This is a genomic window from Curtobacterium sp. VKM Ac-1395, assembly GCF_015350975.1.
In the GTDB taxonomy this organism is placed as follows: domain Bacteria; phylum Actinomycetota; class Actinomycetes; order Actinomycetales; family Microbacteriaceae; genus Curtobacterium.
In genome coordinates, this window is record NZ_JADKRX010000007.1 from 27,001 (window position 1) to 49,979 (window position 22,979).

Annotated in this window: 27 protein-coding genes; 9 read left to right on the plus strand and 18 right to left on the minus strand. The window is 66.5% G+C overall.

Features of this window, described 5'->3' with window-relative positions; all coding sequences use genetic code 11:
* The first annotated feature begins 50 nt into the window (after positions 1-50).
* The gene (locus ITJ68_RS16410; RefSeq protein ID WP_194662841.1) at positions 51-1,379 is read left to right on the plus strand and encodes a bifunctional glycosyltransferase family 2/GtrA family protein; all 1,329 of its coding nucleotides are present in this window, start codon (positions 51-53) and stop codon (positions 1,377-1,379) included.
* Positions 1,380-1,409: 30 nt separating this feature from the next.
* Here ITJ68_RS16410 and ITJ68_RS16415 read toward each other — a convergent pair whose 3' ends face one another.
* The 12 genes from ITJ68_RS16415 to ITJ68_RS16470 form a co-directional block, all read right to left on the minus strand.
* Entirely contained in the window at positions 1,410-1,622 is a 213-nt protein-coding gene (locus tag ITJ68_RS16415) for an AI-2E family transporter (protein ID WP_323743356.1), read from the minus strand.
* A 148-nt stretch (positions 1,623-1,770) separates the two neighbouring features.
* Positions 1,771-2,412 carry a hypothetical protein gene (locus ITJ68_RS16420; RefSeq protein ID WP_194662844.1) on the minus strand — a complete coding sequence of 214 codons (642 nt, stop codon included), beginning with the start codon at positions 2,410-2,412 and terminating at the stop codon, positions 1,771-1,773.
* On the minus strand, positions 2,409-3,359 hold the full coding sequence (locus ITJ68_RS16425; RefSeq protein WP_194662846.1) for a PRC and DUF2382 domain-containing protein: 951 nt from the start codon (positions 3,357-3,359) through the stop codon (positions 2,409-2,411). The genes ITJ68_RS16420 and ITJ68_RS16425 overlap by 4 nt, the downstream gene beginning before the upstream one ends.
* Before the next feature lie 301 nt (positions 3,360-3,660).
* On the minus strand, positions 3,661-4,266 hold the full coding sequence (locus ITJ68_RS16430) for a hypothetical protein (protein WP_194662848.1): 606 nt from the start codon (positions 4,264-4,266) through the stop codon (positions 3,661-3,663).
* A complete protein-coding gene (locus tag ITJ68_RS16435; protein WP_194662850.1) occupies positions 4,263-4,841 on the minus strand; it encodes a DUF6286 domain-containing protein in 579 nt (192 codons plus the stop codon). The genes ITJ68_RS16430 and ITJ68_RS16435 overlap by 4 nt, the downstream gene beginning before the upstream one ends.
* Positions 4,838-5,239 (minus strand): hypothetical protein, encoded by a 402-nt coding sequence (locus ITJ68_RS16440; RefSeq protein WP_194662851.1) that lies wholly within the window; start codon positions 5,237-5,239, stop codon positions 4,838-4,840. Before ITJ68_RS16440 ends, ITJ68_RS16435 begins: the two co-directional genes overlap by 4 nt.
* Positions 5,236-5,427, minus strand: a complete 192-nt coding sequence (locus ITJ68_RS16445) for a hypothetical protein (RefSeq protein ID WP_194662852.1) — start codon at positions 5,425-5,427, stop codon at positions 5,236-5,238. Before ITJ68_RS16445 ends, ITJ68_RS16440 begins: the two co-directional genes overlap by 4 nt.
* A complete protein-coding gene (locus tag ITJ68_RS16450; RefSeq protein ID WP_194662854.1) occupies positions 5,424-5,867 on the minus strand; it encodes an Asp23/Gls24 family envelope stress response protein in 444 nt (147 codons plus the stop codon). The genes ITJ68_RS16445 and ITJ68_RS16450 overlap by 4 nt, the downstream gene beginning before the upstream one ends.
* Before the next feature lie 110 nt (positions 5,868-5,977).
* Positions 5,978-6,400 carry a hypothetical protein gene (locus ITJ68_RS16455; RefSeq protein ID WP_194662856.1) on the minus strand — a complete coding sequence of 141 codons (423 nt, stop codon included), beginning with the start codon at positions 6,398-6,400 and terminating at the stop codon, positions 5,978-5,980.
* Between the two features lie 2 nt (positions 6,401-6,402).
* Positions 6,403-7,104, minus strand: coding sequence for an Asp23/Gls24 family envelope stress response protein (locus tag ITJ68_RS16460; RefSeq protein ID WP_194662858.1), 702 nt, complete (start codon positions 7,102-7,104; stop codon positions 6,403-6,405).
* On the minus strand, positions 7,101-7,670 hold the full coding sequence (locus tag ITJ68_RS16465) for an RNA polymerase sigma factor (RefSeq protein ID WP_323743357.1): 570 nt from the start codon (positions 7,668-7,670) through the stop codon (positions 7,101-7,103). Before ITJ68_RS16465 ends, ITJ68_RS16460 begins: the two co-directional genes overlap by 4 nt.
* A gap of 443 nt (positions 7,671-8,113) precedes the next feature.
* Complete coding sequence (locus tag ITJ68_RS16470) at positions 8,114-8,404, minus strand: hypothetical protein (RefSeq protein WP_194662859.1); 291 nt, start codon at positions 8,402-8,404, stop codon at positions 8,114-8,116.
* Between the two features lie 1,480 nt (positions 8,405-9,884).
* Between ITJ68_RS16470 and ITJ68_RS16475 the strand changes: the two genes are divergently transcribed.
* From ITJ68_RS16475 to ITJ68_RS16510, 8 genes are all read left to right on the plus strand, one after another.
* Positions 9,885-10,532: a DUF4232 domain-containing protein gene (locus tag ITJ68_RS16475; protein ID WP_194662861.1), complete on the plus strand. Its 648-nt coding sequence runs from the start codon at positions 9,885-9,887 to the stop codon at positions 10,530-10,532.
* A 302-nt stretch (positions 10,533-10,834) separates the two neighbouring features.
* Positions 10,835-12,349: a hypothetical protein gene (locus tag ITJ68_RS16480; RefSeq protein WP_194662863.1), complete on the plus strand. Its 1,515-nt coding sequence runs from the start codon at positions 10,835-10,837 to the stop codon at positions 12,347-12,349.
* A 533-nt stretch (positions 12,350-12,882) separates the two neighbouring features.
* Positions 12,883-13,560: a hypothetical protein gene (locus tag ITJ68_RS16485; RefSeq protein ID WP_194662865.1), complete on the plus strand. Its 678-nt coding sequence runs from the start codon at positions 12,883-12,885 to the stop codon at positions 13,558-13,560.
* 167 nt (positions 13,561-13,727) lie between these two features.
* Positions 13,728-14,294 (plus strand): RNA polymerase sigma factor, encoded by a 567-nt coding sequence (locus ITJ68_RS16490; protein WP_194662867.1) that lies wholly within the window; start codon positions 13,728-13,730, stop codon positions 14,292-14,294.
* 127 nt (positions 14,295-14,421) lie between these two features.
* Positions 14,422-15,570, plus strand: a complete 1,149-nt coding sequence (locus ITJ68_RS16495; RefSeq protein ID WP_194662869.1) for an ATP-binding protein — start codon at positions 14,422-14,424, stop codon at positions 15,568-15,570.
* Between the two features lie 76 nt (positions 15,571-15,646).
* Complete coding sequence (locus tag ITJ68_RS16500) at positions 15,647-15,991, plus strand: histone-like nucleoid-structuring protein Lsr2 (RefSeq protein WP_194662871.1); 345 nt, start codon at positions 15,647-15,649, stop codon at positions 15,989-15,991.
* 227 nt (positions 15,992-16,218) lie between these two features.
* Positions 16,219-16,656 carry a hypothetical protein gene (locus ITJ68_RS16505; protein WP_194662873.1) on the plus strand — a complete coding sequence of 146 codons (438 nt, stop codon included), beginning with the start codon at positions 16,219-16,221 and terminating at the stop codon, positions 16,654-16,656.
* A 127-nt stretch (positions 16,657-16,783) separates the two neighbouring features.
* Complete coding sequence (locus ITJ68_RS16510; protein WP_194662875.1) at positions 16,784-18,031, plus strand: hypothetical protein; 1,248 nt, start codon at positions 16,784-16,786, stop codon at positions 18,029-18,031.
* A gap of 271 nt (positions 18,032-18,302) precedes the next feature.
* On the opposite strand, the gene ITJ68_RS19225 is transcribed toward ITJ68_RS16510, so the two are convergent.
* From ITJ68_RS19225 to ITJ68_RS16540, 6 genes are all read right to left on the minus strand, one after another.
* Positions 18,303-18,635 (minus strand): DUF4913 domain-containing protein, encoded by a 333-nt coding sequence (locus tag ITJ68_RS19225; protein WP_268095426.1) that lies wholly within the window; start codon positions 18,633-18,635, stop codon positions 18,303-18,305.
* Between the two features lie 235 nt (positions 18,636-18,870).
* The gene (locus ITJ68_RS16520; RefSeq protein WP_194662878.1) at positions 18,871-20,496 is read right to left on the minus strand and encodes a type IV secretory system conjugative DNA transfer family protein; all 1,626 of its coding nucleotides are present in this window, start codon (positions 20,494-20,496) and stop codon (positions 18,871-18,873) included.
* Positions 20,496-21,221, minus strand: coding sequence for an HNH endonuclease family protein (locus ITJ68_RS16525; protein WP_228505921.1), 726 nt, complete (start codon positions 21,219-21,221; stop codon positions 20,496-20,498). Before ITJ68_RS16525 ends, ITJ68_RS16520 begins: the two co-directional genes overlap by 1 nt.
* An 8-nt stretch (positions 21,222-21,229) precedes the next feature.
* Positions 21,230-21,451, minus strand: a complete 222-nt coding sequence (locus tag ITJ68_RS16530) for a hypothetical protein (protein WP_194662880.1) — start codon at positions 21,449-21,451, stop codon at positions 21,230-21,232.
* Between the two features lie 2 nt (positions 21,452-21,453).
* Entirely contained in the window at positions 21,454-21,840 is a 387-nt protein-coding gene (locus ITJ68_RS16535) for a hypothetical protein (RefSeq protein ID WP_194662881.1), read from the minus strand.
* 56 nt (positions 21,841-21,896) lie between these two features.
* Complete coding sequence (locus tag ITJ68_RS16540; protein WP_194662882.1) at positions 21,897-22,979, minus strand: C40 family peptidase; 1,083 nt, start codon at positions 22,977-22,979, stop codon at positions 21,897-21,899.

Consider the following 22,979-nt stretch of genomic DNA (forward strand, 5'->3'; position numbering starts at 1 on the left):
TAGATCGAGCACAGCCGGCTGCTGCAATCCCCGTAACCCCGCTGCCGAGCATGAGCAGCATGACGGAGACGAACCCCGCACTCGACATCGACATCGTGGTCCCCTGCTACAACGAGCAGAATACCCTCGCGGCACACGTCCGACGACTCCATGCGTTCTGCCATGCGACGTTCTCGCACAGCTGGCGGATCACGATCGCGGACAACGCCTCGACGGATGACTCCGCCCGCATCGCTGATGACCTCGCCGCGATGCTCCCCGAAGTCCACGCCGTGCACCTCCCGGAGAAGGGCCGTGGGCGTGCACTCAAAGCGGTATGGGGTACGTCGCCGGCGCGGGTCCTCGTCTACGTCGATGAGGACCTGTCAACGGACCTCGCCGCCCTCGAGCCCCTCGTCGCGCCGCTGCTTTCAGGCCACTCTGACGTCGCGATCGGCACCCGCCTCGCTGGTTCCTCCCGCGTTGTCCGAGGCGGGAAGCGTGAGTTCATCTCCCGCTCCTACAACCTGCTCCTCCGCACCACGATGGGAGTGTCGTTCTCAGACGCGCAGTGCGGCTTCAAAGCCATCACCCAAGAGGCCGCAGAGCACATCCTGCCGCTCTGCGAGGACAACGCCTGGTTCTTTGACACCGAGATGCTCGTCCTCGCCGAACACGCCGGCCTGCGCGTGCACGAGGTTCCCGTCGACTGGGTCGACGACGTCAACTCCTCCGTCGACATCACCTCCACCGCAACCGAGGACCTCAAGGGCATGTGGCGGGTCTCCCGCGGCCTCGCGACCGGGCGCATCCCGATCACGCCCATCTACGCAGCGATCGGCCGGCAACCGTTCACCACTCCACCCGTCGGGATCCTCGGGCAGATGCTCCGGTTCGGAGTGATTGGTATCCTCTCCACGATCGCGTTCGCGTTGCTCTACGCCGTCCTCCGCCCCGCACTCGGCGCACAGACCGCCGACTTCCTCGCACTCCTGCTGACCGCGGTCGGCAACACCGCACTGAACCGCCGATTCACATTCGGCGTTCGCGGCCGAACGGGCGCCGGACAACACCAGATACAAGGCCTGGTCGTCTTCGGTATCGCTTGGGCCATCACTTCCGGTTCCCTGGTCATGCTCCACGCGACAGCCCCCGGATCGCCGCACGAAGCGGAAATCGCCGTCCTCACCGGCGCCAACCTGGTGGCAACACTCGTCCGATTCCTGCTCTTCAAAGCATGGGTGTTTCGCACCCGCCGCGAACCAGAACTCATTTGCCCCGCAAGGACGCCCGCCAGAGAAGCAAACACCGAACCCCTGCCGACGGCCACCGCGACGCCTCCCTGGGACGAGCGTCCGGGCGTCGAGCTGGTCCCGGACAGCCCCCGTCTCGATAGCTGACTGGCTACCAGGCAGCTTGTCTGAGGGTCTTCAGTCGGCCATCCGCTCGGGGCGTTTCTGTCGTGCGAACTCGGCGGTCCGATCCGGGCCGCGCCAGACTGTGACGATGCTCCACGCGACAGCGGTCGGCGGCACGGTGAGGATCGCACCGATGATCCCGGCGGTGACGGTACCGATAGTGAGGGCGATGAGGATCACGAGCTGATGTAGCTTCAAGGTGCGGCCCATGACGACGGGTTGCACTTCACCTAGTTCGGAGCTTGGGTGGCGCAGTCTCGAATGGGGTGTCGGGGGTGTTCATCGGCGGGTGGCGCCTTTCACTGGGGCCGATCGTGTCGGTGCCACGAAGGACTGTTCGTCCGGGGTGGCACCGACACGGGTTCGGGTTGGTTCAGTTGCGGGCGAGGTTCGCGGCGTCGTGGAACCGGTCGACCTTGCGGTGGTACCGCATTCCGGCGAGACCGCCGAGGATGGCGCCGACGAGGGTCACGACCGCGACCGCGAGGATCCCGACGATGCTCGCGGCGATGTTGCTGCCGTCGACTGCGTCCGTTGGGAGTGTTCCGAGCTTGGAGAGCGCGTCGAACTTCGCGCCGGCGATCGCGCCGATGATCGCGAGGATCACGGTGACGATGATCGCCCACAGCCAAACGGCGACGCCCTGCTTGATGCCGGAGAATCGTGCCATCCGACCGGCGACGTAGCCGCCGGCGTAGTAGCTGATCAGCAGGATCACGAGCAGGATGATCGTTCCGACGATGCCAGACGTCGCCGGGTTGTTCGCGGCGTCGTTGGCGGCGTTCTGTGCATCCCCGTTGCTGCTGAGGATGGCGGCTCCGATGCCGGACAAGATCGCGAGGAGGAGCACGGTCAAGCCGGTTGCGGTGAGCCAGCCGAAGAACGCGACGCCGAAGTGCATGCCGCCGAACTCGTCCTTTTGCTGCTCACGGCTCGAGCGTGCGACGCTCGCGCCGGTGTCACCAGGTCGCGGCGCCGGGCGGGACCCGGCGTCGGGTCCGAGATCGGCGCTCATCGGGTGCCCTCCGCGTCGATGTCGCTACGCCGACCGGCCGTGGTACCGGCGGAGCCGTCGACGCCGTCGAACTCGATCTGCTCCTTGCGGACCTCTTCGGTGACCTCCTGCTGCTCGGTGACGGTCTCGGTGTCGAGTCGGATCCGCTCAACCGGGACGGTCTCCTTGTCGGTGACCACTTGATCCGCCATCAGCGTGACCTCGTGCTCTTCCTCGGTGAGCTCACCGCCGGACATTGCGTCGCCGACGTTCGCCTCGGTGATGGGCTCACGGGTGACGTGGACCTCGTCGTGGCTGACGGCGACGTTCTGCGTCTGCTGCTCGGTGACGATGTACTTCCGGAGGCGGGCCCGGCCAGATTCCTGCTGCCGTGTCCCGACGTGCAGTCGCTCTTCGGAGCGGGTCATCGCGTCGTCGGTGTTGGCGCCGGAGGTGTCGTGGCCGACGTCACCGGACTCGTCCCGATCGGTGCTGTCGAGGTTGGAGCGCGACGTCTCAGCGTCGTAACCGGTGGTCTCAACATCTGCGCCTTCGACGGAACCGGGAAGTTCCTGAGCGCGGTCAGTGTCCTGGTCGTAGACCTGCTGTGACTGGTTCTGCTGCCTAGTGTCCTGGTCCGCGTACGGGTCGGTCATGCCGTAGTGGCGGTACAGGTCGGCTTCCTGGTCGATCTCGAGCGACCCGTCGGTGTCGTTGCTGTGCGGAGCGTTCTTGACCTGGTCCTTGGTGTACGGAACCGTGACGTCGTCGCCGTTGGCTGTGGCGTGCTCGAGGGGGACGAAGGACTCGCCGCCGCCGAACAGGCCGGTGCGAGCGGTGACCCACTCGGGATCGCCGGTGGCGTCGTTGAGGTAGATCTGGCCGATCTTGCCGATCTTGGTGCCGTCCTGGCCGATGACGTTGCCGCCGTGGGAAAGCAGCGTGTCGAGGTCGTTCGTGGTGATCATGTGGATGTCCTGTCGGGTAAGGGACGGCCAGCGTTGGTCGTCGGGAAGCGAGATGCACGTAGCGGCGTACGTCGAACGCGTGGGTGCTGCGCAACACAGCCGAAGCGTCGGGCTGCGAAGGAGAAGGACCGGCCGCGGGGACTAGGCGGGCCGGATCCGGTCGATCACGGAAGATCTATGGCGTGCTGACATGGTGCGAGCGGCCCGGTGATAACAGGCCGTATTTCCAGTGTCCATCGGTAGCTGCGTGGTCACCGTGTGTCACGGCGGAAGCTACTCCGCCGGGAGTGTGATTGCCCTGCTACTGCAGGCGGGTGGTCTTCGCGGCGCGCGCGCGGAGGCCGCCGGAGACCTGCACGAGGGCGGGAACTTGGAATCCCAGCAGCAGATCCAGTGCCGTCAATGCGCTTTCGATGGTGTTTGCGACGTCCTTCGGGGACACGCCGCGGCGGGCCGTCGCAGACACTTTCAGCACGTTCGTACCGTTGACGTCGTACGTACTGACGTTCGCTGCGACGATGTCGTCCCGGTCCGCGAGGGCCTGCTCGAGGGCGTCCTTCGCGACCGTGGACTTCACGATCGTGGAACCATGTTCGGTTGTCTGGTCGGAGAACAGCTCACTGGTGTGGCCGTTGCCCTGACGGATGATGAACACCAGGAGCAGGATGACCAGGAGCAGCAGCAGGGCGAGCGCTGCGACGGCCAGCCAACTGGCGCCGGTCGTCAACAGCGGTGCCGCAGCGAAGGCCCCGTCGACGTTCTTTGACACGGTCGGCGCGTTGCTCTTCCACGCCGATGTCACCGATGGGACGACGGCGAGGACGATCGTCGCTGCGCCGATGATGAGCAGCAACAGCCCGATGATGAAGATGATGGCGCGGTTCAGCCCACGGTTGGTGGTGTTCATGCGCCGACCTTCCCGGTCTTCTTGACAGTGATCTTCGATCGGAGCTTGGGCCGCATCCCGTAAGCGTCGAGTTGCTGATCGACAGCGTCCTTGATGGGAGCGGTGTCCGATGTCGTTCCCGAAGACGGCGTGACGTCCACGACCGCTCGGTTGTGGAACACCGAGACGTGCGTGTTGTCGGGGTCGGTGCCGCCGGCGTACGCGGCATGCCGGGCGAGCGCTGCTGCGATGACGTTGTTGTCCACGACCGTCACCGCGCGATCGGTTTCGATGACGTGGCGTGCGCGGCGGCCAGCGGTCAAGGACGCGATGACCAAGACCAATCCCACGATCGCCAGGACGATCCCAGCGGCGAGGAGAATCCCGTACGGCAATGTCGCCGCAGACACGATGGACTGTTCCGCGTCGGTCGGTGCAACGAGCAGCGCGGGCTGTCCGATCATCGACAGCACGATCTCCGTTCCGAGCCACACTGACACGAGGATCAGGATCACCGCGAGGGTGATCGCGAGGGCCGAGCGGGGCGAGTGCGTCTCACGGCGGGCGATGCGTCGGTAGATGCTGGTGGTGCTCATCGAACGCGCCTGTTCTCTCTGATGTGCACACCGGTGATCTTCACGATTACCCTGGTCACCGTGGATCCGGTGAGCTGCTGCACTCGGGTGCGGATCTGTTCCTGCGCCAAGCGAGCCCGGTCAAGGACAGATCCGCCCGACTGGGTGAGCGCCGTCGGCTCATCCATGATCCGGATCAGCGATGGAACCCCGATTGGAGTACTGACCAGCAGCGACAGATGACCAGCATCGTCCGTGAGATCGGTGCTGATCTTCCCCGCGGGTACGTGCAGGGCGTCCGCGGTGACGGCGGTGACGACCCGGTTGAGGGCGCGAGGGGCGATGCGGGTCCGGCCCGGGGCGGCCGAAGCCGCCCCGGTGCTGGAACTAGCCGGTTGCGCCGGTGCGGTGAGGGTCACGAGGATGAGCCCTTGCCGCGGACCATGTCGAGCAGTCCCTTGGCGTCGAGCTTGCCCTCGATGATCCGGCCGATGAGGGCACCGATGACCATGACGACCAGCACCAGGAGGAACGCGCCAAACCCGAATGCGATCCAGGTCAGCACGAGCGTCGCGGCGACGGCCATGCCGATGGTGGTCGGGGTCACTTGACGCGGCTGTCGTCGGAGTCGTCGTCGTCGTCGGACGGGATGTAGACGTCGGCGATGGTCACGTTGATCTCGGCGACCTCCATGCCCACGATGTCCTCGATGGCCTTCGACACGGCGGAACGGACGTCGTCCGCGACGTCCTGCAGCGACACCGGGTACTCGGCGGTGAGGGTCACGTCGACGGCGACCTGGGTTTCGCCGACCTCGACGGAGATGCCCTGGGCGTGGTTCGTCTGGCCGACTCGGTCGCGGAGCGCCCCGATGGCACGGCCGGCGCTGCCGCCGAGGGCGTGCACGCCGCGGACCTCGCGGGCGGCGATGCCGGCGACCTTGGACACGACGGCGTCGTTGATCTCGGTCTTCCCGGTCTCCACCGACTGCGCCGGGCTGGCGGTCTTCGGGGCAGCGGTTGCCGGCGTGGGGGTGAGGTTCGACATGGTGTCTCCTGGGGTCGTAGTCGGCTCTCTGTTGAGAGCCGTTCACTCAAGAGACGGACGAGGAGACCTGTTCGTCACACCGGCACGAAAAACTTCCCTCCGAAGCTTTCTCAGCCGCTGACCCGGGCGATCGTGAGCGTGATCAGCGGCTGGTCGGCTGTGCCATCCAGTGGGTCAGTGGTGCCGCTGAGGTGGTCGGCGAGGAGGTGACGGATCGAGGTGCAGAGTTGCTGCAGCACCAGGGTGGGGGTCACAGTCGTGTCGATCCCGATCGACGCGCGTACGGCGGTGATACGACCGTCGGTGGCATCAACGGCTACAAGGTCCGGAGTTCCGCCAGCGGCGTCCCGAAGCGCCGCGACGGCACCGGAGAGCAGCGGAATGTGTCCGGCTGGCGGATACAGCTGCACAACGCCTGGCGTGGCACGGATCATGGTCACGATCGACATGGAGAACGCATCCTCCCCCATGTCCACGGCGTGGGTTCGCGCATTCGGGTTCATCACGTCATCCGTGTTCGTCGAGTCGCTCACGCTCACGTCGATCGCTCCCCCGGTCGAGGCGGGAGCACGTCGCTGACGGTGACGTCGATCGCGGCAATGAGCAGGTCAGTGTTTGTTGCGAGGGCGGAAGCGACAGCGACGCGCAGGGCGCTCACCCGGTCCGGGATGTGGGTCCCCCAGAACACGGTCACGTCCATCTGCACCGTGACCGCCGTCTCGAGGATCTCCACGTCGCCGTCAAGTCGTACGCGTCCGACGAGCACCCCGGGAACACGGTCACCCGCATCACGGACCAGTGCGCGGACCACTCCCTCAGTGATTTGCAGATGAGCGGCGCCATCGTCGTGGTCGAACGGGATCAACCGGCCAGCGTGAGACTCCAAACTGATGTTGTCCAGCACCGACCGCATCCACGTGTCATCGGGTTCCGGCTCTTCCGCAGCGTCCGCTTCGAGCAAACCCGCCGCGGTTATGCGGAGCCGGACCAACGCGGACATCGCCATCTGGCAGGCTGCCGATTCGTCGATCTTCGGGTTCCGCGGACGTTGCCCCGCCTCGAGGTAGTCCGAGAGGTCGTCGATGCTATAGCCGTCGAGGTCGTCCGGCTCCAACGCCAATACCTCGACCGCAGTCGCTACGTCCAGCACCGGCGCGTCCGCCCCAGCAGGAACCAACGGAGCACCCGATACAAAAACCGGCCGCTCGGGGGTAGTCGGGTTGTTGGGGGTTGTCATCGCCAGCCCTCCATCGCTCGAATCATGTTCTTCCGGGCCCGAGACAGCAAACCCCGGACCGTCGACACCGGTACATCCAGTTCAGCGGCGATGTCCTGGTAACTGTAATCCGCGAACTCTTTCAGAATCCAGCACCGCCGCTGGTCCTTGGGAAGCGCCTGCAACGCTACCGACATCGCCTGCTCCCGACTCGCTGCCTCATGGAGCCGGTCAGGCCGCTCCCATTCGGGTGCTTCCTGGTCGTGGTCATCGATGTCGACATGGCTTCGGAGCGCCCGCACCCGGTCGATTGCCTTCCGAGTTGTGATTCGCAGCAACCAGCCGCGCACCACAGCCGGATCAGACAACCGCGGCAACTGCTGCCATGCGGTGACGAACACGTCTTGGGTGACGTCGTCAACATCGGCAGAAGAGCTCAGGACACGGCGGACGTATGCACGTACCACGCGGCTGTACCGACGCATCAACACCGCAAATGCCCGCACATCTCCCTCTGCAGCACGCGACGCCAACAGCGCATCCTCTGCATCCTCGAGCGCAGAACGCGCAGCAGCCTCCGGCACCACGCACCACCCTTCTACGGTGACCTCGGGTCAGCCACCATCCATCGGTTGGAACGCGACACAGACTGTCACATCGATGCAGCACCACCCAGGTCCTCCTGCTACCGCAACATCAATCTCTTCGGTTCCGCAACCCCTACCGATCGAGTCCGCGCCAGGCGCGAGCTGTGATCCCCTACCACGTAGACCTGCTCGTTGCTCAGTTGCAGAGCACCGACACGAGTATTTAAGTCGAGCGCCGCGTGAACGCGCGGAGGGTCTTGCCCGCGCAGCGCGCGTTCCACGGAGCTTCTGCGCCATCGCCAAACCACCGATGCGGCCCTTCATGATCGGCGGAGAGCATGCAGGTCCAACAATCGAACCGGCTGTCGCATCTCACGGTGAAATCGTAGGGGCAGACCCGGCGAGATTCGCGTGGTTCGACCTCGCGGGGGCACGCTAGCCGGTCAGGAGAGGGCGACGTTCGCCTGAACCTCGCGGATACGCACAGTCAGTTCCTCCACAAAGGATGGGTTGTTGTCCTCGAGTTCGTCGTCGGGAGCCGCTTCGGCTGCGAGTGGGATGCCTGCCCCTAGCAGCACTGACGTCTCCGAGGCGTATCCAGTCCTGTCGACGGTCGGAACGGCGATGACGTCGCTCGCTTTGATCTGGGCGAGGATCGCGGCGTAGTGGAGAACGGCGTCGGCGACGTCGTCCGTGACGAGAATGGGCGTACCGCCGTACATCAGGTTCTTCATGGCCTTCGACCTCTCAAGGTTGCGGGTCCACACCACGGTAGGGATCCCGCACTGGAAGGCGACACCTGTTGCACGTACTGGACAACGGAACGCGACCCGAAAATGCCAGTTGGTCTCCGGGCGGAGCGCGCCCCGTCCTGATCGGTGGGAGAGGCACCGCTCGGAGGGGCGCGACGGTGCGCGGAAAATTGTCGCGCCTGTCGTTCCGCGCCGACCATGCCGTCGTCGACAGGGTGCCAGAACGCTACGCAGCGACGTTCGCTCTGACCGCCGTTGTGCGCTATTCAGCGGACGAGTTGACCGAGGGCGTCCACAATCAAAGCTGGCGGTAGGAGGTCGGCATGAACGCATCGCAGTACGAGCGCGAGCCATCGGTTCCGCCAGCACGGATCGAGACGATGGCAGGGCTCCGACGTCGATTCCGCCGAGGGGAGGCGTCCCCCGCATCCGCGGAAGGGCACATGCCCGACCTGTTCGAGATGATTTCCGAAGCCAACGTGTTCCCATCCCAACATCGCTCTGCTCCGCCCCCTGAGGCCCAACCGAGGATTCGCCACTCGGCGACGTGCGGGGAAGCGGACGGGGTCTGATCGTTGACCCCGTCCGCTCCGGGCACGCCCGCATCGGACCGCCCTGACGAGGTCAGGAGCTTGCTCGAACCGGCCTCACCGCGAGGGTAGGACATGCACCGCCTGGAGCACCAGGTCCAGGCTGAGCGCCAAATGACCAGCTCGAGGTGCTCCTTTGCTACCGAGAGGTATCGTGCGCAGTGCTACAGCGCGGACCCTAGCCGCGTCCGTCCACGCAGTGGACGGGGCTCGTCAGAATCAACGTCGACCCGACGACGTCGTAGCACGGGGACACCCGTTCCAGACCCGAACTGAGAACGGGTGCCCTCGCTACGACAGTTCTATCGTGCGCGGCCGACACCGCCAGACATGACGAGCGACGGCTGGGAACTGTCACGTGGCACTGTCATCTAACTCGGTGGAGATCGTGACGACGTAGCCGTAGAGGTACTCGGCTTGACCTTCGGCGAAGATGCTCGAGTACGAGCGCCATCCGGAGTGCTGGAGGCCGACGCCTTCGGCTGGATCGGTCGGTGTCCTACTGGGCCGAGCCCATGAGCTCGAAGTGTCGTGCACGGGTTAAAGGCGAGCGGCACCGGCGACGGGGACGATCCCCGAACAGACGCGTTGTCCACTCCATGTCAGCCGGACACAGCTCCCAGGCGACGGCATCCCCCGGCGCCACAAGCAGGTGTGGTTCCACGACCTGCCAGTCCGTCAACCACACGAGCACGCGGTGATCATCGCACCCCAGGACCCGAAGTTCATCCTCGCGTCCCTGAAGACGGTCGGCGTCTGTGGTCGCCCACGTGTCGACGGTTGCCGAGTCGATGACACGGGTTGCTGCGGTACCAGTTCCAAAGCGGTAGGAATCTGGACGTGGATCGGTGGCGTTGCGCTTGAGTGGTCGGATGAACACACAGTCACGTTGGACGACGGCCTCTGCTGTTGTCCTGCTCGGTGTGGTGCTTGCCGGCTGTAGCTTCACCAATACGCCGACTCCGACCACCGCACGAACCGTCACCGTGACCGCGACAAGCTCAGCGACGGCTCCTGCTGTTCCGCCGACCGTCTCGCCGATAGATACCGCCGGCGCTGACACGGGTACTGGCACGGCCGGCCGCGCACCCGATGAGGACGCGCTCCGCTGCACGACCGAGCATCTCAAGGGTAATTTCGCCGGTCGGACCGCTGGCGCGTCGAACGTCGAGGAAGAGCTCCACCTGACCAACACCGGCACCACCGATTGCACGCTCCAGGGTTGGCCCGGAGTGTCCCTCGTCGGTGAGGACAACGGGACCCAGATCGGGCAGCCGGCCGAGTTCGACCGCAGCACCGCCCACGCGACCGTCGCACTCAAGCCGGGGACCACCGCAGTCGCCCGGCTCCACTACGTGCAAGCCGACGCGTTCGACCCAGGCACGTGTCGGCCCGTCACTGGCGACGGGTTCCGCGTGTACCCACCGGGATCGAAGACGAGCCTGTTCATCCCCGCGGAGGGCGTGCGAGGCTGTACGGCCGGCGACGAGACGATCTTCACCGTCGGCGCTCTCCACTAGCCGGCGAATCGCGTCGTCCGGGAGGTACTTGCTGCAGTCTCTGACGTTGACGTTGACGTTGACGTTGCGACGGCAGTGGTTCTTCCGCGTAGAACCGGCGTCACTTTTGCCAGCGGTCCTGTGGGTTCGTGCTGCCAAATACGGCAGATCATCGATCGGCGCGTCGAGGGGGTCGGCGTCGCGGTTGGTCTTTACGCAACTCTGAGGAGATGCTTAGGATCGAGGTGTCGTCGTTTCCCTGACGGCATCTCATCTGCGGCGCTGACCCAACTCGTCATCGTCGCCAGGACGAACGGATACCCGTGACGAAGTCGTCATGGCGGAAGCTGCTGGTCGCGCCAGCTGTGCTCTCGCTCGCGCTCGGAGGAGCGCTCCTCACTGCAACATCCGCCAGCGCCGCACCCGGCAACCTCGTGGTGACGTCGCCGACGTCCGGCCAGACCACCGCCACCCGCGACGTGGAGTTCTCCGGGACGGCTGTCGCCGGCTCGAAGATCGTGATCCACCAGGACAACCAGGCTGGCGCCGTCCTGGAGACCGTCGCGAGCGTCCCGGCCAGCGGCGCATGGTCGGTCGACCACGTGTACGCGGCGGACGCCGCCGTGGCGCAGACCGCGTTCGTCGACGGGGTCGTCGGCGGCAGCGGGTTCAGCGACGCGAAGTCGGTCTCCTTCGCCCTGCCCGCCGCGGCGGCGCAGCTCACCGTGACGAGCCCCACCGCGGGCCAGTACGTCACCTCGCGCACCGTCACCGTGACCGGTACCGGCATCCCCACGGCGAACATCGCCCTGGCGCCCTCCGCCGGCACCCCGACCACCGGGATCCTCGTCGGCGCCGACGGCTCGTGGACCGGTCAGGTCACGTTCCCCGCTGACGTCGACCGCGCGCAGTCGATCACGGTCAACCAGATCCAGGGCGGAGCCGGCCGCGGGAGCCAGACGGTGAACGTCAACCTCCCCGCGACGCAGACGCTCGTCGTGACCACCCCGAAGGACGGCGACACCGCCGCCACCCGCACCGTGACGTTCTCGGGCACCGGCACCGCCGGCTCGCGGGTGTCGCTCGACGGAGACTTCCCGCTCGTGCAGGCGACCGTCGGCGACGACGGCGCCTGGAGCGTCGACGTCACCTTCGCTGAGGACGCCGCCACGGCCCAATCCGTCCGCCTGACCCAGGTCACGGGCGGCGTCGGCACCGGTGACGTCACCGTCCGCTTCTCGCTCCCCGCAGCGACCACCCCGCCGACGACGCCGATCGCGCTCGACACCCCGGTCATCACCTCGCCGGAGAACGGTGCCGAGGTCGTCGGCTCGCAGGTCACTTTCGAGGGGACCGGTACTCCGGGCAGCAACATTCTGCTCGTCGCTGTGCCCACCGACCAGGTCACCCCGACCGCACGCGCAGCCGCCCAGCCCGCCGACCCGACCGACCCGATCGTCGTCGGGACGGACGGCACCTGGTCCGTCACGCTGGCCGCCGCTCCCGGTGACTACACCGCAGTCGCGACGAGCTTCCTGCTCGGAGCCGACGGTCAGCCGGTCCTCGACACGAACGGCGACCCGGTCGTCTCCGCGCCGTCCGAGCCGGTGGAGTTCACCGTCACCGCGACCCCCGCCGCCGGCACCACGCCGGTCGGCACCGGCACCGGCTCCGGCACCACGCCGGTCGCCACGGGGACGGGCACCGTCACGCCGACCGGGGAGCTCGCCTTCACCGGCGCCGACATCACTCCCGCGGCGGTCATCGCCGGTCTGCTCATGCTGGCCGGCACGGCCCTGACCGTCGTCATGGCGCGTCGCCGCTCACGCATCGCCTGAGTCGCACCGCACCACGAGGCGCCCCTCCGACCCTTGGTCGGAGGGGCGCCTCTCCTATGCCGGTGTACCAAGGCAGACGGACACATCGGTCACGGTGGCCCTGTTACGCGGACGGCACATTCAGCTCGCGCGGCGATACCACCGACGACCACATCTCACGTGCTGACCCTCGCTCTTCTCCGAGACGGGAAGCGCGTCTGGCGGGTCACTAGAACCCCAATCTGAGGCGATCTGTGACGACAACGCACCAGCCCCTCCTGTAGCCGACTCGAACTCCCGCGAGCGATCTACGAGGCAACGACCGCTCTCTGGCCCCCTAACAGGGCACATTTCCTACGTAAGATGTCACGATCGTGCAACGGAGTACGGGATTCCAAACCATTCGTCGGAGGCCGCCGAATACGTTGCACAGGCCGGGAAACACCCGGGCGCTCACCAGCCGGATATCGCTGGTTCTCCACCCTCAACGAGGGTGTGTTCGGCGCGCACACAGCAGCCGCGCCGAGCGCGACACAGCAAAGGACACGAACACCATGCGCAAGATCACCAAGACCACGGTCTCCCTCGCCGCCGCTGGCGCGATCATCCTCACCGGTGCCGGGTTCGGCGTCTCCGCCGCGCAGGCCACCCCCACGATCCACACGGTCGCCTCGTCCTCCTCCAAGATCCCCGCCCCCGTCGCGTCGGTCCCCGAGGTCCTCGGCGGCGACACCTCCGTCGCCCTCGACAAGGGCTTCACCGACGCCCTCACCTCCCTCAAGCTCACCCCCGGCGTCTCGGGTTCCGCGAAGCTCGCCGACGGCGCCGTGTCGTTCCCGATCACCGCCGGCTCGGTCACCTACTGGAGCCCGGACGGCAACTACCGTCCCTACGTGCAGGGCCTGCTCAACCACGACGACTCCGGCCTCACCCTGAAGGCCGGCGACACCACGGTGACGCTGGAGAACTTCGTCGTGAACCCCGGCTCGTCCAAGCTCTACGGTGACGTCCTCGTCAACGGTGAGGTCGCTGCCCCGAACGCGTACCTGTTCTCCCTCCACGGCGGTTCGCTGAAGGCCCTCCAGCTCGAGGGTGACAACGCGATCCTGACCGGCACCACCGTCCACGTCTCCGCCGACGCCGCGAAGCTGCTCAACAGCACCTTCAAGACCGACGCCGTCAAGGCCGGCCTCCTCGTCGGTACCGCCACCATCACCGCGCAGATCAAGTAAGCACTTGATCGCAGGCCCCTTGGGTGCCTTCTGAGCCGGGGAACGGAAACAGCATCTCGCAGCAGCGAGGTGCTGTTCCCGTTTTGGGGGTCTCCGCCGCACTGCGGATACAACTACCGTGATCGACCGACCGACCGACCGATCGATCGGAAGGGTAGGTGAGCCGCGTGACTGCACGGACCACGGCCGCGTTCACTGATACTGGCATCGCGGCCGCGCTGGTCGCACGAGACGCAACAGCGTTCGACGGCCTCTACCGTGCGCTTGCACCCGGACTTCGGCGCTTCACGCGGAGCATCATCCGCGACGCCGACCTTGCCGAAGACGTCACACATGACGCTTTCATCGAGCTCTGGGAGCGCCCCGAACGATTCGACCCCGCCAAGGCCTCGCTGCAGTCCTGGTTGCGGACCATCGCGCACCGGCGAGCGATCGACCGCATCCGATCGAGTGAGTCCTCACGAGCCCGAGACCTCCGCATCGGAAGCCGCGATCAGGAGTACGGCGATGCCGGCATGGATGCCGTGGACACGATGCTCATGCGCCCACTGCTCGTGACTGCCCTCGCCGGGCTCAGCACGAAGCAACGCGACGCTGTCGTGCTGCGGTACCTCCACGAACTAACTGGACCCGAACTTGCCGAACGGCTCGGCGTGACCGTCGGCTCCGCGAAAACTCGAGCGCGCGATGGGATACTCGCGCTGCAGACACTCCTACCGGCGCGAGCCGCATGAGCAGCACGTGTAAACCGCGACGTCGCGGGGGGCAGTACACGCTGTGGGACAGTGCGCAAGGTGAGCACGACGGCAGTTGATACTCTGTTATGAAATCCCAGCTTCATAACAAACGATCGGTGGTCTGATGCAGCCAAGCCCCTACACCCCAGGGGAGATTGCCCGAACTGTGCCTGGGCGTGCTCAGCAGATCGCTGAGGTCGACGAACGTCTGTCCACACTGATTGACCTCGGCCGCCTGGTGGGCCGCATCCGGGTCGACCACGCGGCCCGCGGCTTTGGGAAGACCTCCCTCCTCCGGGAATACCAGCGTCATGCTGCAGCACGTGGCGCAGTGACGGTGTGGGTGACCGCAGGCGAAGAACAGGGACTGGTGGCGCAGATCGCCGCCGAGCTCCGGCGCGCGACCGACGGGTTCAGCGGCAAAGCACGAGCGGCGCTTCGGAGCAGGATCGAGACGTTGCAGCTCTCTGTTGGGGTGCCAGGTGTCGCGACCGCGACCGGTACCTTCCACCCAGCGAACAACCGCCAAGAACTCGAGCTGTCGGGGGCGCGCGCGCTTGAGGCCGTAATCGCGGCAGCCGCCAACGAATCCCCCCTGGTCATCCTCATCGACGAGATCCAATCCGCCGACCCAGCAGGGCTTCGCACGCTGGTCTACGCCTGGCAACACCTGCAAGGCGAAGGCTCCGACGTTCGTGCAGCAGTATTCGCCGCCGGGCTCCCAAACGCGCCCGAGACGATCGCGGGGATCGTCACCTTCAGCGAACGTCTCGCGTACCGGCCCCTCGGGCCACTGCATCGGGAAGCAGAGGAGATCGCGCTCATCGGCCCCGCACGAGCACTCGGCGTGCACTGGTCACCGCCCGCCGTCGACCGAGCTCTGGAAATCGCACAGGGGTACCCGTACTCCGTGCAACTCATCGCGGATGCCGCATGGACGGCCGCCGGCCGGCCGGACCCGGGCGGCATCATCGACATCGACGCCGTCGAGCACGGCCACGTCGCAATGCAAGCGGACCTCGAAGCCCTCTTCCGCGCGCGGTGGTCTGCCTGCTCACCAGCCGAACGACGCATGCTTGCCGCTATCGCGAATCTCGGCGACGGTCCCGCGTCCCGTTCATCGATCGCAGGGGCACTCAACACCGGCAGCAACCAGCTCTCGACACCGCGCGCGCGCCTGATCGACAAGGGCCTCATCCAACCCGCCGACCGCGGAATGCTCGAGTTCACCATCCCCGGCTTCGCAGCGTTCGTTCGCGACACCGAGATGTAGCACTCTCCCGTCTCGATGCAAGAAAGGCCGACCATCTCTGTCAGGCTAGGAGCCCGTCCCCGATTGGAGCACAAACATGGCGCAGAAAGTCACCACGCACATCGTCGATGACCTCACCGGCGACACCATCGAAGACGGCGCCGGCCGCACCGTCACCTTCGGCTTCGACGGCACCAACTACGAAATCGACCTCACAGACAACAACGCCGACGCGCTCCGCGACGCGTTCTCCGACTACATCGCCGCCGCCCGGAAGGTCAGCAGCCGCTCCGGCCGTGCCAGCATCGGGAGTGCGCCACGGCGTGGTAACTCGGAAGAACTCGGGAAGATCCGCGAGTGGGCAAACGCAAACGGACATGACGTCTCCTCGCGCGGCCGCATCAGCCAGGCAGTCCGCGATGCGTACGACGCCGCACACTGACACCACTCCCCCACGCGCAACAACGGCCGGTCATCCCACGGGGTGACCGGCCGTCACTGTCCGCGCCGATAGCGGTCTCCTATGTCAACTCTCGGCCGTCCGTTGATGGGCCACGCATAATCTGACATCACAACCAGCGGTCGCGTTCCACACCAGTTGGTAGTTCTATCGGCAACTCGACCTGCTCTAACAAAGCATGTCGGTCTGCCATCTGCCAGTCTTATTCCATGATGATTTCTCGGATACCGGTACGCCGAGGTGCTGCTGCGCTGGCTGTCGCGACAGGCATCACTGTCACTCTCGCCGGGTGCGCCCAGGAACAAGCTGACCCGCTCGAGGTCACAAACACTGCAACGATCAACGACATCACGGACAACACGGACACGGGCTTCTACACAGTCGACTCGGCCGTGTTGAACACGACATCCGTTGACACGGAACTGACCCTCGGGTCCACGATCCTCAAAAGTAACGGGATCAAGTTCAGTCCGGTGTCAACGATCACGTTTAGCGACGGTACAGAGCTGACGTGTGAAGCCGACGACCCACGTAGGGTTCCGTCGCTCGTGGACACTACGGACTCCTGGGATTTCGCTTGTGATGCAAACGAGTTTCCGGAGGACAGCGACGGCGCGAAGCTCGTTGTCGTCGATGACTACAACTGACGTCACAGATCCTGCTGGCGGCGAGCAGCGGGCAGCGGAATCGCCACGAGGGAGCCGGCGGCGGTGCCAAGTATGTGCGTGCCGACCCGTAGATTGAAGAGAAGCTCGCTGATCGGAGGACCCAGTGTTGAAATCGGAATTCCAGGCGCATCCGCTGTGGGACACGTTGCAGACGGCATCAACGCTGATCGGCTCTCTTCATGACGCGGTGAGCGATGCGGAACGAAGCGAGCTAAGCCGGGTTCGAGAGTTGCTGGCTTTCTCGCAGGCGGTGAAACCGCTCGGCGCACACAACGCCCGCCGGTTCAACCAGGCACTTCTAGACGACTTGCACAGTCCGTGGACCTCCGCGCTGTCCTACTTGCAGAACCGGTCCACCGCCGCCAGTCCGTCTTACACCGATCAAGCCGTCATCTATGCCGAGGGCACCCTGCAACCGCTGTACGCGATGTGGACGCCTCCGTTGCCTCCGGCGCAACAGGCGCAGCTCCGTAGCTTCTACGACGACCTCGTTGAACAGCAGGACGTGGACATCGCCCGCCTACACGAGAAACGAACTGCGCTCGGCGAACGGCTGGAGGAGCTCGGCGAGGAGGCGGAGCAGCGGTTCACGGTGGCCTCTACGGCGTTGGAATCGTTGCAAAACACGGCGAGCAGTGTCGGCGAAACCGTTGACGGGTACGAGACGCGCGTTGACACAGTCGTCGACAACGGCACCAAACGGATCAACGAACTTGAGTCGACAAACACGAAGAACTATACGGCGTGGCAGCAAGCGCAAGGGGAGCGGTTCGATGAGGACTTCGCCCCATTCAAGGCGGCGATCGAGCAAAAACTCCAAGAAGCCGACGGCACGCTCCAACGACTGCGGGAGACAAACAAGGAGTACGAGACTCTTACTGCAGCGGCGGCAGCGAACACCCTCGCACAGAGTTTCTCACGGGAGGCGCTCACCACTCGTGTTGTCGGACTATGCCTCTACGGTCTGGGGTTCGTGCTGCTGTGCACAGCGGCGGTACCACTGATCCTGCTGCTAACCCGGCCTGTGGAAGAGGGCGCCGGGGAGGCGCTGTGGGCAACGTTCGCTGTCCGCGCCGCCATCGGGGCATTGGCTGCATCCGCCGCCACCGTAGCGATCCGGCTCGGATCACGGTTCGTGTCGTCTGGGCAAGATAGCAAGCGCACGGAGTTGGAGCTTCGGGCGTTCGGACCGTTCCTGGCGAACGTCGACAAGTCCGAGTCCGACACCGCTCGGTTGGAATTCGTGGACCGTGCCTTCGGACCACGTGCTGTCGATGACCGCCACGACGAAGCCATCCCGGTATCGACGTTCTCGCAGATCCTCGCTGCGGTCACCAAGCTCATAGGTCGCTGATTGGTCCCAGGGGACGGGTGAACTCGGGATGCCGAGGAGCGTCCGCGGTAATTCCTACGGTTGCCAAGGCGGTGTCGGTTTGCGGCAAGTTTCGCCCTGCGATCAGTCGTCGAACCTCTCGAATCTTTGTCTCGCTCGACGTGCGCTGCTATGTAGCGGTGAGGTATACCCCATTGCAGCAGTCGCTCGGGTAATGCCATTGCGTTGCAATGGGTCCCCTCTTCCCCGCGCCACGGATCTGGGCGAGGGTCTGGACGCGCATGATCTGGGATCAGATCATGCGCGCGTCGTTGGGCGGTAGCTCCACCACGATCGGGAGCGGCGTGTAGTCGTTGTCGGCGAGGTGGCCTGCCTGGTTGCATGCTCGGAACGGTCCCTGCTGCTTGTCGAAGAGGATCCGGGCGTGGTGGTCCCAGTGCTGCACCCACCACCCGGATTTCGCTCCCTTGTCTTCGGACATACGCTCGGCCGCTTGCTGGTACGCCTTCCATGCGACGTAGAGCCGTTGTACGACCTCCGGGTGCTTCCACCACTCCGGGCACCACGCCGGCTTCTGCGCGATGGGCTGCTGATACGCCTCGACCTGCCCGATTTGCTCGCTCACCCACTGCAGGAACGCTTCGCGGGGATCCTGCTTTGGCTTCCGTGGGGGTGCGGCCGCGGGGTCGCCCGGTCCAGACGGAAGGACCTCACCGGTGCCGGGATCTGCCGACGGCGCGCCCTCGTCGTCGACGGGCGGCGGTGCGTCCTCGTCGTCGCACGGCGGGGGCTCGTCCCCTCCCCCTCCGCCGCCGGCTGCACTGCTGCCGGGGCCGTAGCCGGCGGGCCAGTGTTCAGGATCAAACGGGCTCGACACGGCCGGTTCTGTCCGTCGTCGACGGCCGTTCCGCGGCCGTCTTCTTCTCCTTGACGATCTTCCCGTTCTTGACTTCTCGGCCCTCGATCATTGCCTTGAGCACGTTGTCCAGGAACCACGGCCGGGTGCGGATCAGCACCGGCCCGACGTCGCTCCCGTCGAACACCGCCCGCCACTTCGGCAGGTGCGCCAGTACGTCGGGCGGAAGGATCGGCTTCGACTTCGACACCCGCGATCGGGTCGACCCGTTGCGGCCCGAGGACGTGTTGGTGGTCCACTCGTCGTAGTTGCCGATGCTCTCGGAGAACCGCTTGAGAAACGGCGACTGCGTCGATTCCCCGCCGCCGTAGACACGGATCGACGATGCGCTCCACAGCGTGGCGGCACCCTCGTTGCCGAACACCCGGACGATCTGCCCCCACGACTGGAAGTACATGCCGAGGATCAGGCCCATCGAGCCGTAGAACGAGACCACGTCGGGCAGCTCAGGCCACCGGACGATGTTCGCTACCTCGTCGAGCTCGAACACCACGGGCGTCGTGATGCGGCCACCGTCCGCGGCCGCCGCCCGCTCCCCCGCACGGGAAATCGACCGCACCAGCGCCGCGACGAACGCGCCGCCCGATCCGGGACCGTTCCGGGAGATCAGCACGGCGGTGTCCGTGCCGCGGACGAACGCTTCCGCGTTGAACTTCCGCACCCCGGGCGCACTCGCCCACGCCAGCAGCGTGTCGTTGGCGATCGCCGACGCCATCCGCTGCGCGGTGGCGTAGACGCTACCCCGCGTCTTGTCCGGCTGCCCCTGCAGACCGACCAGCGCCGATGCCGGACCAGTCTGGCCGTGCTTCTGCATGATCGCGCGGATCTCCGCGTGCTCCTGCTTCGTGATCCAGCTGTAGACCTGCCCGAGCCCCATCCCGTCGAGCTTCGCGGCGAGGAGGGCGTAGGCGAACAGGTCCCGGCCCTGCGAGTCGAACTGCGCGTCGCTCTTGCTGTCCGCGTCCTTGGTGCTCGCCTCAAAGATCGCCGCGAGCTCCTGCGCCGTGGTGAGATCCTCGACGTCCCACAGTGGGTCGTAGATGAAGTCCGGCCGCGGCTCACGTCGGTACACCTGCGTCGGGTCGTACACCCACTGCTCGCCCATGCGCTTCCGACCGGCGAGGACCTCCTTGACGCCGTCGACCTTGTTCGAGGTCATCACGGCCGGGCCGGGCGCCTCGAGCACGTGCCGGACGACGGAGCCGGTGGTCTTCCCTCGTCCGGGCCCGAAGATGTAGATCGCGACGTCCCGCCACCCCTGCCACACCCAAGCGGACCCCGTCCCGACGAGCGTGCCGATCTTCTGCCCGGGCGGCAGGTCGACCGCGTTCGGGTGCAGCTGCTGGGCATCCTTCCGCCGGCGTGGGTATAGCACCGGCGCCAGGTTGTTCCCGGCGCGCAGGTGCCGTTGCATCCGGTCCACCGGGTTGCCGCCGCGCGTGCGGACCAGGAACAGTACCCCGCCGGCGAGAACGATCACCACCACGGCGACGATCAGCGGCACACCCCACCACGGCCATTGGAACTGCTCGAGCGCCGTCTGGAACGGGTCCGGTGTCGTCGTCTTCATCAGTTGCTCCCCTGCTCAGCGCATCCGGTGAGGGTGGCCTCCAGTGCGTGTTCGTCGGCAGTCCCGAGCGACAGCCGCCACTTCGTGGCCACGGCCACGAACGTCGTGGCGTAGGTGCACGCGTCGCCGGCGTTCGCCGGCATCCACTCCCCGGGACCTGCGTCGGACTTCTGCTCGTTCGCGGGCCCGCCGACCGCGGCGAGGTTCACCGGGTCGTTGGCGAACTGCTCTCGTTGCGCGGGCGTCCACGCCGCCGCTCCGTGCTGCCAGGCGAGCCCGAGCGGGTACCGGTGGTCGATCTGTACCGCCAAGCTCGACGTCTCCCCGCGGCGGAAAGCAATGGTGCGGCCCGTGTACGGGTCGTGCAGCGTCCCGGAGAGCACCACGCACCCGCGGGTGCCGGCGCGGGTAACAACGCCCGCGAGGTCTCGGCGCAGCACGTCGTTGCGGGTGTCGCAGCCGTTGTGGTCGACGTCGGCCCATGCCTGCCCGAACGCGGCCCGGTCGTACCCGGGCACGTAGGCATCTGACACCGCCAGGGCGTGGAGGTCCTGCAGCGCATCCGACGCCGTGGCCGAGGACGTCGTGCTCGAGGTGGACGGAGCGGCCGTCGACGCCGGCAGGCTGTCACCAGTCGCCGTGCTCGGATGAACGTAGGGAGCGGCGATCGCGCCGAGGCCGGCGGCCGCGACGAGGACCGCCGCGGTGAGGAGGTGCTGCTTCATGCGGCGTCTCATCGGGGGTCCCCTCTCCGGTCAGCCGCTTCCGCCTCAGCAAGCAGCTGGCGGACGCGGCGCCGGGACAGCCCGGATGCTTCCGCGACGCCGTGCTGGCCGAGCACCGGGACGGCGGCGACGATCATCTCGTCGCGCTCCCGGCGGGCCTTCTTGTACGCGTCGACGACGTCGTGCAGAGCGTCCGCGACGCCGGTCATGGTGCGGCCGATCCCGGTCATGCTCACCACGTCCGTCCGGTCCAGAGCGCTACCGCCGGCACATCCCGCAGCCCGGGCCCGTCGAGCTCCAGTCCGCCACCGAACCGCACGACCGGCTCGGCCGGCGCGAGGGCCGCCAGCCGATCGAGGACCGCGGCAACGCTGCCGAGATCATCGGTGAGTGCATCCACGCGTCGGTACCGGTGGTCGGGCTGGTACTCCAGCAGGTCGACCATGTGCTCGGGAGCGGTGAGCGCGAGCAGGTCCGGTGGCATCTCCCCCTCGAGCGGGGAGAACAACGCGCCGACCGACGCGGTCCGCCCTCGCCACACGAGCGTCGTCCCCTCGAGCGCGGCGAGGTCCTCGAGTGTCACCGTGGCCGCGTCGACGCGGTGCGTGAGTGCTGTCATGGTGTGCTCCTTGCTTCGTTCGTGTACCGGCGTCGATGACGCTCAGAGGCCGGCGCTCAGAGGCCGTCGACGGGTCGCCAGACCTGGCCGTTGGGGGTGCCCCACACCTTCTGGATCTTCACGACGTCACCGGGCTTGGGAGCGGCGATCATCATGTCGCCGCCGAGGCTGATCCCGACGTGCCAGGCGTCGTTGCCGCCCCAGAAGATGAGGTCCCCGGGTTGCGCTTCCGACAGGGGGTGCATCTGCCTGCGGGCGACGCCGTTGCGCCACTGCGTGGTCGCGGAGTGGCCGGCGTCGATGTGGATACCGATCTGCGCGTAGGCGACCTTGGTCAGTCCGGAGCAGTCCCAGACGTTTGGGCCGGCGCCGCCGAGGACGTAGTTCTCGCCAAGCTGCTGCTTCGCGAACCCGATGACCTGGTTGATCTGCGCCGCGTGCGGCCCCGTCGCGGGCTGCTCGCCACCGACCAGAGCGTTGTTCGTGCCGCCAGCGGCGGCACCTGAGGCCGCTCCTGCGGTGCAGGTAGCGCCCTCGGTGGTCTGCGACACCGTCGACACCGTCACCGCGGACAGGGCGTTCATCATCTCGACCGCGTACGCCGACTTCGTCGCGTACGCGTCGGGGAACGCCGATCCCTCGACGGCCTGAGCTGCTTCGCCCGGGCTCATGGTGTCCCAGCCGGGCACCTTCACCAGGCGTTCGTAGAACTCAGTTGTCGCGTAGCTGATGTCGGTGATCTGCGCGTGTGTTCCCCACCCCTGGGAGGGGCGCATCTGGAACAGGCCGGCGGAGTCGCGGTCCCCGCCAGAGAGGTTGTTGAGCGTGGACTCGGTCATCGCGGCCATGAGCGCGGTCTGCTGGGCGTGCTGGGTGAGCCCGCGCTGCTTGGCGATCGAGATGATCGCCGCGGCGTTCTTCACCTGGTCACCGGAGTAGGGGCCGATCTTCGCGGGGAGGTTCCCCTCCTGCACCGCTACGGCGGTACCGGACACGGTGCCCGTCGCCCCGCAGGTCGCGGCCGCGGCGTCGTCGTCGCCGGCGCCGGTGATGATCGTGAACAGCACCACGACGACCAGGACCACGCCGAGGATCGGCGCGAGCGCGACGATCGCGATCATGCTCCCCTTGCCGCCCAT